We start from the raw sequence: 12963 nt of genomic DNA, 5'->3' as shown, positions 1-12963 counted from the left end.
TTAAATTTGCTCTCTTAATAAATCTTGATAGGCGCTCATCAAACGGTTACGAATTTGCTCTAAATATTGAAACGATAATTTGGCCTGCTCTAGAATAATCATGGTTTGATGCAAGTTTTCTGCGCGACCACTGGCGAGTTCATTTAAGGCTTTATCAGCATTATTTAATTGCGCATTGGTATCACCTATTTTTTCGCTAATCCAAGCCGAAAAAGATTCTGGATCTGCGCTTTTTGTTGTTTCGATTTCCGGGCTTTGTACATTTGGCTTTAAAAAAATGTTATCTAGTGCGTCGATTCTCATCGTTCATCTCCTATGCTTAATGCCTGTAAATACAAGCTATGTGCGCTATTAATCATTTTAATGTTGGCTTCATAAGCTCTGGAGGCACGTAAGAGGGTGGTCATTTCATCAACAGTGCTAATTCCTGGGTATGTGACATAGCCTTGTTTATCAGCAGCTGGATGCCCGGGCTGATAGACTTTGTTCGGGGGTGAATTTTGCGGTACAACCTCTATTGAACTGATACCCATCTCTTGAGGGTTAGTGACCAATTCAGAAAAGGTTTTGGCAGAAGTGATCACCTGGCTTGCTTGAAATAATGAGCCATCTGCATTTTGCAATGAGTGTTGATTGGCGATGTTATTGGCCACCACATCAACACGTAATTTTTCAGCATTCATTCCTTGACCTGAAATGGCATAAATTTGCGCGTAATTCATTATTGATTTCCTTGTAATGCGAGTTTCATAATGGCTAATTTTTGATTTAATCCTTTAACCAGGGCGCGGTAATGGGTCATGTTTTGCACATTCAATGCCATCTGTTCATCAATACTGGATTGATGATCGCAACTTTGGTAATAAGGAGTAACTGACGATAAGTCATTGGCATTAGGACTTAAATGGTTTTCCTGTAATTGCTGTTCAAAATTCACTTCCATGCTTTGGTAGTTTTCCGTGTTGATATTGGCAATATTATTGGCAATGGCAGTCTGGCGCATTAATGCGGCATCCAGGGCCAGGCTAACTAATTGTATGGTGTTATCTGTACTCATTATTTTCCTTATTGAATCACCAATTCTGCGTGTAATGCCCCTGCGCGCTTTAAGCTTTCCAATATGGCAATGATGTCACGCGTGGAGGTTTGGACTTTAGTTAAGGCGCTAATTAAGTCAGCTACAGTGGCACCTTGTTTTAATTTCACAGTGTTGGCCATGCGCTCATTTACATTAATGTTGGTGTTAGGTACAACAGCAGTTCGTACTTGTCTTCCCATGTTTTGAATAAGAGTAGGTTGGGATACTTGATATTCGGTAGAAATAGCAATTTGTAAATTACCATGAGAAATAGTAACGGCATCGATTTTGACATCAGCCCCAGCTACTACAACACCAGTGCGTTCATTCACGACTACCGTTGGCAAGTTATCTGGAGTAATCACCACGTTTTCAAGTTGACTGACAAAGCGAATAAAATGTTTACGCGCCGATTGAGGTGGGTGAATTTCAATATCTTGTGCTGAACGCGCACGTGCCGTATTGGCGCCAAATTGACCATTGATTGCAGACTCAATGCTGTCTGCTGTGGTGAAATCTGGATGATTTAAAATTAGATGCATCTCCCCTGATTTTTCGATTAAATCATTATAAATTGTTTTTTCAATAATGGCGCCGCCCGGTATCAAGCCTGTAGTGGGATGATTCTTTTGGATGACATTGCCATAAAGGTCATACTTAAATCCCCCAATCGAAATAGGCCCTTGCGCTAAGGCATAAACTTGGTTATCTGCCCCTTTTAGCGGCGTGACTAGCAAGGTCCCTCCCAACAGGCTTTTGGCATCACCAAGTGAGGCTACATTAATATCTATTTTATCTCCCTGATGAGCAAACGAAGGGAGGTTGGCTGTAATAATTACAGTTGCTGTATTGCGGCTGTTAATCTCATTCGGACTTAGGGTGACTCCAAATGTTTGTAATAAGTTCGAAATTGCCTGAGTAGTATCCTTATTACGTCGGGAATCGCCTGAGCCTGCCAAACCTATCACTAGGCCATAACCTGTAATTGGGTTTTCTTGTAAGCCAGATAGGCGAGCAATAGATTTGAGACGCACGGCAGAATAACTTGGTTGCCAGTATAAAAGTGCACATAAAGCGACCAGGAGGAACAGTTTTTTCATTATACGACCCCTATAAACGACAGGATCTTGTAAATATAATTACGATCTTGTGAGTTTGAGACAGAACCTGCTCCGGTATAAACGATCTGAGCCTGAGCCAAGCGAGTTGATAAAATAGTATTTTGCGGGCTAATGTCTTCAGGTCGCACCACACCGCGTAACAGGATTTTTTGGTTTTCCCCATTAATGGTAATCCGCTGGGCTCCTTCAACCAGATAAGTCTGATTGGGAAATACTTCCTTGATGCAAACAGTAAGAGCGGCTTTTATTTTACCATTACGTCCTGTTTTAGCTGCTGCTTTTCCTTTACCATCTAAACCAAAATTAACTTTGTGGTTGTTATGGTTATAGCCTGCCTCGAGTGCGGCTTTTATCTCTTTATGTGAAGAAAGATCCGCGCTGGTTTGGGCATTAGAGGTTTCCATAACAATGACGGTAAGGATGTCGCCGGGTAGGGTTGCTTTACGATCCGCGATTAGTGGCCGGTAAACATCCTCATCAAAAAGATTAATAGCCCATAAAGACTGACTAAGTACTAAGGTTCCTAAGAATACTAGTTTTTTAAATAATGAATTCATGCAGTAATCTCCGCAATATTTTTTCCAGTGACCACAGCAAAAAAGTATTTATTCGTACGTGGGTTTTTCATGCGTATAGATTGACCTTGAATACCATTACTTTGTGCAATGGCCTCAATAGTGATTGCTATTCCATGCTGTTGCACGAGGACTTTGGTCTTTTGCCCTTGCATCACTTCAGGTGGATTACCAAGCAGGTCTTGCGTTAAAATTTGTTGTTTACTAATTGACTTATTAAGCCAAGCGGTAGCTGGAAATTGCATTAATGGGGCACTGTTAAGACCCGCTATATTACGTCTTTTTAAAACCACATCCGCTGGACGAAGTAGAGTATGCCGCCTCATTGCGTGTTTCGCGACCAATACGGATTGATACGCTTTAACTGCGAACCAGATTGGAATGGAACGATTTTGATAATGAAGGCGAACGCAAACGCGTTTAGCAACAGGGTAGCCTTTGGGGAGTTGAATTTTAAAATTGGCCAAGGCAATACTGCTGTCTTTTAGCTTCGTGGTGCTGCTTAGTTTTACTTGACTATATGTCTGTTTTTTTAGTTGTGTAGCTAAGGCATTTTGTGCCGTAATGAGCAAATCTTTTGCTTTGCTGCAAGCGGTTTCGCGAATAGTGGTGCTGTTTTTACCTTTCCATTGATAGGAAAAATTTCCAACTTTACGTTGCAACCAAGTGAGTACTTGTTGCTTATTCAGTTTGGTTCCTGACTTGGGTTTGCTATCCAACATAATTTTTCCCCACTGATGTTTATCTGGAGTAATCAGCAGCAGATCGCATAGCTTTTTCGCTTCAGGAGTAATGGGTGTGCGAAAGCGCAACACCGTTTCTGCCTGGAGGGGAAACACGCTCAGTAAAAGTAATAAGTTAACCACGAATTTCATTAGTTATTTTTTCCAATTCATCCGCAATTTGTACGGCTTTCGCATTCAATTGATAAACTCGCTGCGCCATAGTAAGTTGCATGAGCGAACTGACCATGTCGACATTAGATCCCTCTGTTTGATATTGTATTAAAGCGCCTAAGCCACTACTGCTTGGATTATCAATTAGGGGTTCGCTGGTGTGATCCGTTACGGTATAAAGCCCTGAACCAATAGGATTTAAGGTTTCAGGATTGGTAAATTTAGCCAGCTGAATAGTACCTATTAGTTGTGGCTCTGATTCATCAGGTAAGAGAACTTCAACATCGCCGTTGCTTTTGATCGTTAATTTAGCTTGGTCATCGGGAATTTGGATATTATCTGCAAGTCTTAACCCATCTTGAGTCGCCAGGTAATGGTCCTCATCAAGTTTTAGACTGGAATTGCGGGTATAGGCAATATTCCCATCTGAATTGATTACTTGATAAAAGCCATCGCCATCAATAGCAACATCCTTGTCGTTGGTAGAAGCTTTTAAGGGGCCTTTGCTAAAATCCTTACCTGTCTTATACACCGCGGTTCCTAAACCTAATTTGGCATTGGCTTGGTTATTAAATAGGGGCTCTTCACCATTAATATTTTGGTACAGGACATCTTCAAAGGTTACCGTGCTGGCTTTATAATTGGAGGTATTTAAATTTGCCAAGTCATTGGCAATACGATCAATATGGTATTCCTCAGCTTTAAGTCCGCTAGCGGCAATGGCGAGTGTATTAGACATTTCCTTCTCCTAACTGATTAATGGCAGTTGCTAATAAACTATCTGCGGTACGCATAACACGTTGACTGGCTTCAAAATGGCGTGAGGTTTTGACCATATCCATCATTTCATCCATAGATTTCACATTGGATTGTTCTACAAAGCCTTGGAGCAGACGGGTATTGGCTCCTGCAGGAATTGGTGATTCATCACTTTGATACAATCCATTGCCGGCGTAACGTAACAAATCCGGCTTATTAAATTGCACGAGGTTCAATTGATCCACTTGGTGGTGGTCAATGAATAATCTGCCTTGTGTATCAATGGTAAATGCATGATCATCTATTTTGATAACCCCACCTTTACCCAGAACAGTTTCACCAGTGGCCGTAGTAAGTTCACCCTGAGCATTTACTTGGAAATCACCTCGGCGCGTATAAAAAATACCTTGCTCCCCTTGGACCTGAAAATAGCCATCCCCACTAATGGCAAGATCTTTAGGGTTATGCGTTTGGCTTAGTAAACCCTGTGTTTTTATTTGCCCTTGCTCAATTTGTTGAGCTGCCTGATTCATATTTACTTGCAAATAGTTCGTAAATGCTCCTGTTTCAGCCAATTGCCGTTTAAATGCTGGCGTATTCATGTTGCTAATGTTTTGGCTGATCGATTGCAGTTTCAATTGATCAACATCCATGGCAAGCTGAGTTGCGGTAATCGCATCAAACATAATGTTTCCTTATTTTACTACTCCAAAAGATTCCACCTGAATCGTGACTGGAATTTCACTCATTGCCAGTACGGTTAAATGCGGAATAACTCGTTGAGTTAATTGTTTTATATGGCGTCGCAGTAAAGAAGAGCACAATAAAATAGGACGTTTGCGCTCCCCCAACATGGTTTCCACCTGATTTGCCAATGCACTAATTAAGTTTTCTGTAAGTTTAGGTTCCAGGGTTAAATGACTTTTTCCGCTGATACTTTGATTCAGTTGCTGCTCGAGAGAGGGTTCTAATGTCAGCACGTATAAGCTATTTTGATTGCCTAGTAGCTTTTGGCAAATTGGCATGGCCAAACCTGCTCGCACCAGCTCGGTAAGTTGGATGGGATCAGGAAGTTGTTTGGCGTGTTCCAATAATAATTCTAATATTTGCTGTAAGGGACGAATGGAAACCTTTTCTTGCAAGAGAGTTTGCAATATACGTTGCACATGACTCAAAGGTAATTGAGCGGGAATCAATTCCTCACTTAAATTTTTAATACCAGGCTGTAATAAAAGCTTTTCGGTTTCCTCTCGAGTTAATAACTGGTCAATATGGGCATAGATAATTTCATTTAGATGCGTGGTTAATACGGTAAGTGGCTCACATACTGTATAACCTGACTCCACGGCCTCTTGTTTTTTCTCGGAATCTATCCAGCACGCAGGTAAGCCATAGCTGGGATCACGTACATCAAATCCAGTACTTAGTACCGTGCCAGGTTTTTTATTGCGGCTAGAAAAAATAGCCAATACCTTATCCAAATAAAGAGGATTTACTTCGGAATGATTTCCTTGAATAGCAATGTGATAAAAAGGGTAGCTGAGTTTTTTATCTGCTTTTATTTTCACATCTGGTAGCACAAAGCCTAAATCAAAAGCAATTCGTTCGCGAATTTGGTGAATAATTTTTAATACCTGTTCTTCATAAGGTAATAGAGTTTGATACAACTCTTTGTTCAGACTGATTTCAACCGGATGAATACGAATTTTATCGTATAAATTTTCTTCAGCCTCTTCGATGAGTACCTCTTTATTTTTGGATTTAATTGCCAAAAAGGTAATGAATACAAATAAAGCTAAAATGAATAATACTGGGGTTAGGGGAATGCCTTTTAGAAATAAAAGACAGGTTAAACTCAAACAAACCAAGATTAAACTTTTAGGGTAGGCACTAATTTGTTTGGCAACCTCAGAGCCCAAATGCGCATCAGTTGCAGCTCGAGTTACGATAATTCCAGTCGCTGTGGAAATGATTAAAGCAGGAATTTGCGTCACTAAACCATCACCCACGGTAAGTAGAGTATAAGTTTGAATAGATTCGGAGAGACTGAAGCCTTTTTGTAATAAGCCAATGGCAAAGCCGCCAATAATATCGACCAGAATAATTAAAATACCAGCAATGGCATCACCTTTTACAAACTTACTGGCACCATCCATCGCTCCATAGAAGTTCGCTTCTTTTTCAATTTGCGCGCGTCTAAGTTTGGCTTCATCTTGAGAAATACTGCCCATATTTAAATCTGCATCAATACTCATTTGTTTACCTGGCATACTGTCTAAGGTAAAGCGAGCAGCTACCTCAGCTACACGTTGAGCTCCATTGGTTACTACAATGAATTGCACAATGATCAAGATTAGAAAAACAACCAGTCCCATCACGTAATTACCACGAATGACATAATGCCCCATGGCGTCAATTACTTTGCCTGCATGAGCATCTGATAAAATAAGTCGGGTAGCGGAAATATTTAGGGCAAGGCGAAATAAAGTAGAGATTAATAATAACGCTGGAAAAGTAGAAAAACTTAAAGGCTTATCTGTGTAAAAGGTAAGTAAAAGAATAGTCAAAGCCCAACTGAAATTCACGATCAGCAATAGATCTAATAATGCAGCAGGAATAGGGACAAACAGGATAAAAAGAATGCTTGTGGCAAAAGCAATCATGAGCATTTCACTGCTATTATTAAAAAAATTAGCCCTCATTACACTACCTGCTTACGCGCATAGAGTTCGCGAAAAATAGCTGCGGCAAAGGGATAAAGTTCCTTATGAATCCATTGATTTAAATCCACAGAATGATAGAGCATACGTGCGAAGGCCTTATCTTCCACAATGGGGATGTGATGTTTTCTGGCCAGCTCTTTAACCTGTAGCACCATTTTATCTTGGGCTTTGCAAACCACTTTGGGGGCGGGCATGCTGCTGCGATCATACTTTAAGGCAATGGCTAAGTGGGTAGGATTCGTAATAATTACATCAGCCGATTTTACTTGCTTTAATGAAGCAGTTTTTTGACGTAATTGTTGTTGCAGCTGCTTGATTTTCGATTTTATTTTAGGGTCACCTTCCCGTTGTTTGTATTCATCTTTTATTTCTTGTTTACTCATACGCTGATCTTTTGCATAGCTCCAGCGCGTATAGAATTTATCCAGTATTGCGAGTGTTGCGAGCAAGAGTAGCAACTGAAAAATTAAAGTGAGAAGAAAGTGCATGATGAGGCGAGGTTGAGCATTAATTGGTGTTAAAGCCAATTGCAATAAGTTGGGTATTTGATGTTTTAAAGTAAAGAATAAAAAAATAAATGCCACAGACAATTTCAAGGTGCTTTTCAGAGTTTCAAAGCAGCTTTTTATGGAAAATAACTTCTTAAAACCCTGGACCACATTAATGCGTTTGAAATCAGGTATCAATGGGGTGGTGGACCACACCACCCCGGTTTGCGCCAGATTCGTAAGGATGGTAGCCAAACTACCTGCCAAAGCAAAAGGTAACCATAGACTAATGAGCTGGCCTAAAATAAATTGCTGTAAATGATGGAGGTTATCAATACTAAATTGCAAATGTGCTGCTAATTGCAACAAATGACGAATCATCGTTTGGATTTCATGCAATTGTTTTGGCCATAAGGCGCTTAGCATGCCTAGCATAACAAATAGAGCGGCACAGGTCGTTAATTCGGCACTTCTACTTACTTGCCCTTTTTCTTTCGCTTTTTGCAATTTATAAGGCGTTGCTTTTTCAGTTTTCTCACTCATGACATAAGCTCCTGCCAAGTTTGAAAACACTGAGCAAACACCGTGTTGGTGATTGGGGCAATGTAGCCCATCATCATGAATAATAGGAGTAATCCTAAAATAATTTTTATAGGTAGAGTTAGAAAATAGGTGCTGACTTGTGGCATATTACGTGTAATGAGGGCGCCACAAAGCTCAACGGTAAGTAGAGCAAGAATAATAGGGCTGGCAATTATAAAGGCCATGCTAAACATAAAACCAAATTGTTTGATAACTGGGACAAACCCTGCAAATAAGTTAAGCGCTCCAGGTGGAATAATCACAAAAGAATAAGAGAGTCCTTTAAATAACCATTGATGTCCATCGAGGCTAAAAAAGAATAGGACAGTCAGCATAGATAATAGATGACTGGTTAATGCCTCTTGATAATGCTCACTGGGATTAAAAATAGCCGCGGTATTAAAGCCAGTTTCATTATCAATTAATTGGCCTGCAATTTGAAAAAGTGCGAATGCCGCATAAAGGCTGGTAGTCAAGATTAAGCCATTGGCAAACTCCGCAAGCCCTCCAAGAAGAATGGCATTATTGCTTAAGATTAACGAGGTATGGGGAACATAATTAGCTAAAAGCAGGCTCAAAGTAAAAATAAAAAGTAAGCGTGCATGAATAGGTAAATAACGTATTGCTTGAATTGGAGTAAAGAGCAGTACCGTACCTAAGCGTATGCTAATAAAAAACAAGTTAGTTAGCCAGGGGAGGGACAAGGTCATGATTTAATAGCCCCTGGAATATTAAGGAATAAGGTTTGCGCAAACTCTACTAATGAATGCAACATCCATCCGCCACAAAGCATTAACATAAGTACTACAGCTAAAACTTTAGGTACAAAACTTAGGGTTGAATCTTGAACTTGGGTAACAACTTGTAAAATAGAAACCAGTAAACCACTAATGAGTGCGACTAGAACTATTGGTGAGGCAATGAGCAATGCATGCCAAAGTAATTGTTTACTTAAATAGATAGCTAAATCGTTAGACATCTTCCGTTTCCATTATTTCTAACTTGCTGTACTCCACTTGCGCCATTGAGCTACAAGCCTACATTTTTCCATAGGTGTTTTTGCTTAAACACCGCGGCGAATTAAATCAAACTTAATGAATTAAAACAAGCCTGGAGAATTAAAAAATTATAAGTAAATTAGGTGAGGGTATTAATCCTTGGTTTTTAAAAGAGCAATTACTTTTAGGCCTAATTAACAAGAGATATATACATGAAGTAAAAAAATAAAAAACTGCTTGACAGGATAGGGGGAGGTCATTACAATGCGAGCCTTATTGAGGGGTTATAGCTCAGCTGGGAGAGCGCTTGCATGGCATGCAAGAGGTCGGCGGTTCGATCCCGCCTAGCTCCACCATCAACATCTTTGTATGTTGATGGGCAAAACGTTCAGGGTCCCCATCGTCTAGCGGCCTAGGACATCGCCCTTTCACGGCGAGAACAGGGGTTCGAACCCCCTTGGGGACGCCATTTAGGCGTTTTGGTTGTGGTAAAAAGTAGTAGAATGTAGTAAAATAAAAAATCTAGGTCCCCATCGTCTAGCGGCCTAGGACATCGCCCTTTCACGGCGAGAACAGGGGTTCGAACCCCCTTGGGGACGCCATTTTAGGCATTTTTATTGCCTTTCTTAAATTTAATTAAATTAGTCACTTCATTTACTTATAAATTCTCTTTGTGTTCAGCAGCAGTACGTTCTATTTATTCTTCTCTGACCTATGTTAGATTGGGCCGTAAAGCCCAGCACCAGGACTAGCAAAAACCATATTTACTCAGCCGATAAAGCATAAAATTATAAACGCTCAAAAATCGTGCGGGTATTAAACCCGAAAAGACGCTCATGCATGCGATAAGCATACTCATCTGTCATATTCGCTAAATAATCACAAACAACTCGATACGCTTCAATTTCGTCTTTGGCTTGTTTAAATAATAAACGATTTTTATTATCTAACAAGCTTCCTGGATTAGAGCTAATGGCATCAAATAAGCGTAACACCACAGTTTGACCGCCGTATTCAAAGGTTCGTGCCTCTTGAGAGTCAATTACATTATTGTAAATACACTGCATTAAATGCTTTAGTAAAGCGGCCGCTTCAGGAATTAAGGCTAGATTATATTTTAATAAATTATTTTCAAAGCCTTCATGAGTTAAACTAATTTGGGTGGAGGTAATAAAATAATTTACCATTTCTCCAATGGTCTGTTTTCTTAAGTAAGGATCTTGAGAAAATAAAGAATTAATAAGTCGGTCTTGATGGGCTGAAAGCGAGGTATTATTCAATAACCCTCTAAACTCGGGAGTATCCAGATGAGAAGGATTAATTAGACGAAGGTGAATGGCGTCTTCAAGATCATGCACTCCATAGGCAATATTATCTGCGGTGTCCATAATGGAGCAATCAAAACTGTGATAGGCGGCTTTACCTACTTTCGTTCCACTAGGTTCTACAGAAAGTGATTGAAATAATTCGCGATCAGTGGCTGAAAAGGGCGCTAATAGCCAATCCACTTCAGGTTGTTCACAATCAAAATAAGCTTTGGGAGGTAACCAATCATTTACTTTGATGGTTTTATGTATGGACTCATGAACAGGAGGTTGTTCCGGGGCAATTACTTTGGAGCGCTGTACGGGGTACTTTAGGACCCCCAGTAATGCACGGCGGGTTAGATCGAGACCAAAAGCTCCATAACTACTTTCCACTTTAGTGAGTAGACGTAGCGTTTGCCCATTCCCTTCAAACCCTCCGTAATTTCTCATCATATAATTCAATGCGACTTCACCGCCATGCCCAAAGGGAGGATGACCAATATCATGCAATAAACAAATAACAGAAATTAAATCATCGTTAGGTAATAGACCAGTAACTACGGGGTGCTGATCCTGGTTAATCAATAGGTTACGTACAATACTTCGGCCAATCGAATCGACTTCCAGCGAATGAGTAAGGCGGGTACGATGGAAATCTCCCTCGTCTGTTCCTAAGATTTGAGTTTTTCTCTGTAATCTTCGAAATGCAGGACAATGAATTACCCGAGTTCTATCTCGTTCATAAGGATCTCGATGATCATGAGTTCCTCGTTGGTTTGTTTGCCCTGAGCGTCGATGCGTCCACATAAATCTTGCCGTGAAAATGATAAAACAGTAACTGTAAGCCATACTATTAGTTGAAACAATAGGTTTGCATATATTTCAGTTATTTCGGATAGCTCCTAAAGTGCGGAAATTTAAACGAAGTGTCTATTTTCTAAAGTTTTTCCGGGTTTGGAAGATAATAGTAATTAAGAGGATTTATAACCAGGGGAATAATAATGAATAATAATATTAGATTCGCCATCGTTGGGTTAAGTGTTTTAAGCATATCTGCTTGCACCCTTGTAGACAATCAAACTAGTGAGAATTTGTATTATCCTGCGTATACCAGCTACGACAATAGCCAACTTTACATGCAAAGCAATTATGGGAATTCCAGTTCTAATTACAAATACAATTACTCAATTAGACCCCCACGTGATGTTATTGTGCCTGATTCTTACCATGTAGGTGATATGCGTTCTCCAACCTCATTCCATGAACGCGATGAAGAGTGGGTGCGAAATCAAAATCCACAAGCCTATACTATTGAACTGGCTAATGGAGAAAAGGCTTCAAAGGTAGCACAAGCTCTTTATAAGGCTCCTAAGCAAAATCGAATGGCTCAAGTTAAATATCAACGCAATGGAAAGGATTATTACAGTGGTGTCTATGGCTCTTACAAAGATGCTGCTGATGCACAAAAAGCTTTGGATGCTTTACCAGCCGATATTCGTAACGGGGCTACAGTAAAAAGCTGGAGTAGTGTACAGCAATAATAAGCGTTACTATATAATTCAGAATAACGCATATTAGGGATTATCTATGTTCGGTATAAGCATACGCGGCCTTATGCTACTGGGATTATTTATTTATTCATTGAATTCCTTTGCATGGTGGGACTCGGGGCATCGTTTGATTGCTTTGATTGCCTATAATAATCTCGATTCTGAATCACAAAGAACGTTTAATGAATTAACCCAGGCATTGCAAAGAGACTATCCCAAAGCCAATCTTGCCACTTGGCCTGATGCAATACGAAAACACGCGATAGAGGCTTATACGCACTGGCACTATATAGATACTCCCTACAGCAGCGATGGTTCTGCAACTGATGTTTCTGTTGATACCGATAATGCTGTATGGGCCTTGGGGCAAATTAATCAGACCTTGCGCAATAAAGAGGTACCGCTGAGTGAGCGCGCTCGCTTTACCTCTTTTTTGATTCATATAACCGGAGATTTACATCAACCGCTGCATGCTATTTCACGTTCAAATAAAGCATTACCTCAGGGAGATCAGGGCGGAAATTTATTTTGGGTAAAAGATCCGCATCATCCAGAGTCATTGATCACGTTGCATGCGCTATGGGATAGTGATTTTGGCTTATTTAGATCGCTTTCCGAAGAACAGCTTCAGCGCATGGCGCAAGAAATTTCCAGTGCTTACCCTCGAGATTCTTTTTCTCCTCAAGAGTTGAATGCTCCACCTCAGATTTGGGCCCAGGAGAGTTACAGTTTAGCCAAAAATTGGGTTTATTCTACTTTAGAAAAAGAAGTGCCTAGTTTAGAGTATCAGAAACAGTCTCAAGAGCTGATTAAACAACGCATTGCTTTGGCAGGTTATCGGTTGGCTTTACAGCTTGCTACTGTGTAATAAATTCATTGCGCTCAG

15 protein-coding genes and 3 tRNA genes are annotated in these 12963 nt (G+C 40.2%); 5 read left to right on the top strand and 13 right to left on the bottom strand.

Going from position 1 to position 12963, the window contains the following annotated elements; translation table 11 throughout:
- From fliE to fliQ, 12 genes are read right to left on the bottom strand one after another with little or no spacing between them, the layout of a single operon-like run.
- Complete coding sequence (gene fliE, locus BN3124_RS14695; RefSeq protein WP_058535512.1) at positions 1-303, bottom strand: flagellar hook-basal body complex protein FliE; 303 nt, start codon at positions 301-303, stop codon at positions 1-3.
- Positions 300-722, bottom strand: coding sequence for a flagellar basal body rod protein FlgC (gene flgC, locus BN3124_RS14690; protein ID WP_058535511.1), 423 nt, complete (start codon positions 720-722; stop codon positions 300-302). Before flgC ends, fliE begins: the two co-directional genes overlap by 4 nt.
- Complete coding sequence (locus tag BN3124_RS14685; RefSeq protein ID WP_058535510.1) at positions 722-1057, bottom strand: flagellar basal body protein; 336 nt, start codon at positions 1055-1057, stop codon at positions 722-724. Before BN3124_RS14685 ends, flgC begins: the two co-directional genes overlap by 1 nt.
- Positions 1058-1065: 8 nt before the next feature.
- Positions 1066-2178 carry a flagellar basal body P-ring protein FlgI gene (locus tag BN3124_RS14680; protein ID WP_058535509.1) on the bottom strand — a complete coding sequence of 371 codons (1113 nt, stop codon included), beginning with the start codon at positions 2176-2178 and terminating at the stop codon, positions 1066-1068.
- The gene (locus BN3124_RS14675) at positions 2178-2756 is read right to left on the bottom strand and encodes a flagellar basal body L-ring protein FlgH (RefSeq protein ID WP_058535508.1); all 579 of its coding nucleotides are present in this window, start codon (positions 2754-2756) and stop codon (positions 2178-2180) included. The genes BN3124_RS14680 and BN3124_RS14675 overlap by 1 nt, the downstream gene beginning before the upstream one ends.
- Positions 2753-3649: a flagellar basal body P-ring formation chaperone FlgA gene (flgA, locus tag BN3124_RS14670; RefSeq protein WP_058535507.1), complete on the bottom strand. Its 897-nt coding sequence runs from the start codon at positions 3647-3649 to the stop codon at positions 2753-2755. The genes BN3124_RS14675 and flgA overlap by 4 nt, the downstream gene beginning before the upstream one ends.
- Positions 3633-4409, bottom strand: coding sequence for a flagellar hook-basal body protein (locus tag BN3124_RS14665; RefSeq protein WP_058535506.1), 777 nt, complete (start codon positions 4407-4409; stop codon positions 3633-3635). Before BN3124_RS14665 ends, flgA begins: the two co-directional genes overlap by 17 nt.
- Positions 4402-5115, bottom strand: a complete 714-nt coding sequence (locus BN3124_RS14660; protein WP_058535505.1) for a flagellar hook-basal body protein — start codon at positions 5113-5115, stop codon at positions 4402-4404. Before BN3124_RS14660 ends, BN3124_RS14665 begins: the two co-directional genes overlap by 8 nt.
- A gap of 9 nt (positions 5116-5124) precedes the next feature.
- Positions 5125-7131 (bottom strand): flagellar biosynthesis protein FlhA, encoded by a 2007-nt coding sequence (locus BN3124_RS14655; protein ID WP_058535504.1) that lies wholly within the window; start codon positions 7129-7131, stop codon positions 5125-5127.
- Entirely contained in the window at positions 7131-8183 is a 1053-nt protein-coding gene (locus BN3124_RS14650) for an EscU/YscU/HrcU family type III secretion system export apparatus switch protein (RefSeq protein ID WP_058535503.1), read from the bottom strand. Before BN3124_RS14650 ends, BN3124_RS14655 begins: the two co-directional genes overlap by 1 nt.
- Entirely contained in the window at positions 8180-8932 is a 753-nt protein-coding gene (locus tag BN3124_RS14645) for a flagellar biosynthetic protein FliR (protein WP_058535502.1), read from the bottom strand. Before BN3124_RS14645 ends, BN3124_RS14650 begins: the two co-directional genes overlap by 4 nt.
- A complete protein-coding gene (fliQ, locus tag BN3124_RS14640) occupies positions 8929-9201 on the bottom strand; it encodes a flagellar biosynthesis protein FliQ (protein ID WP_058535501.1) in 273 nt (90 codons plus the stop codon). The genes BN3124_RS14645 and fliQ overlap by 4 nt, the downstream gene beginning before the upstream one ends.
- A gap of 299 nt (positions 9202-9500) precedes the next feature.
- Between fliQ and BN3124_RS14635 the strand changes: the two genes are divergently transcribed.
- From BN3124_RS14635 to BN3124_RS14625, 3 genes are all read left to right on the top strand, one after another.
- A tRNA-Ala gene (locus BN3124_RS14635) sits at positions 9501-9576 on the top strand.
- Positions 9577-9613: 37 nt separating this feature from the next.
- A tRNA-Glu gene (locus BN3124_RS14630) sits at positions 9614-9689 on the top strand.
- A 57-nt stretch (positions 9690-9746) separates the two neighbouring features.
- Positions 9747-9822, top strand: a tRNA-Glu gene (locus BN3124_RS14625).
- 186 nt (positions 9823-10008) lie between these two features.
- Here BN3124_RS14625 and BN3124_RS14620 read toward each other — a convergent pair.
- Positions 10009-11334 (bottom strand): anti-phage deoxyguanosine triphosphatase, encoded by a 1326-nt coding sequence (locus tag BN3124_RS14620; protein ID WP_058535500.1) that lies wholly within the window; start codon positions 11332-11334, stop codon positions 10009-10011.
- 194 nt (positions 11335-11528) lie between these two features.
- Between BN3124_RS14620 and BN3124_RS14615 the strand changes: the two genes are divergently transcribed.
- Both BN3124_RS14615 and BN3124_RS14610 read left to right on the top strand, forming a co-directional pair.
- The gene (locus BN3124_RS14615; protein WP_058535499.1) at positions 11529-12068 is read left to right on the top strand and encodes an SPOR domain-containing protein; all 540 of its coding nucleotides are present in this window, start codon (positions 11529-11531) and stop codon (positions 12066-12068) included.
- Between the two features lie 46 nt (positions 12069-12114).
- Positions 12115-12945 (top strand): S1/P1 nuclease, encoded by an 831-nt coding sequence (locus BN3124_RS14610; RefSeq protein ID WP_058535498.1) that lies wholly within the window; start codon positions 12115-12117, stop codon positions 12943-12945.
- Positions 12946-12963: the final 18 nt, after the last annotated feature.

This window comes from Legionella saoudiensis (genome assembly GCF_001465875.1).
GTDB lineage: Bacteria > Pseudomonadota > Gammaproteobacteria > Legionellales > Legionellaceae > Legionella > Legionella saoudiensis.
This window is presented reverse-complemented; position numbering and strand designations above follow the sequence as displayed.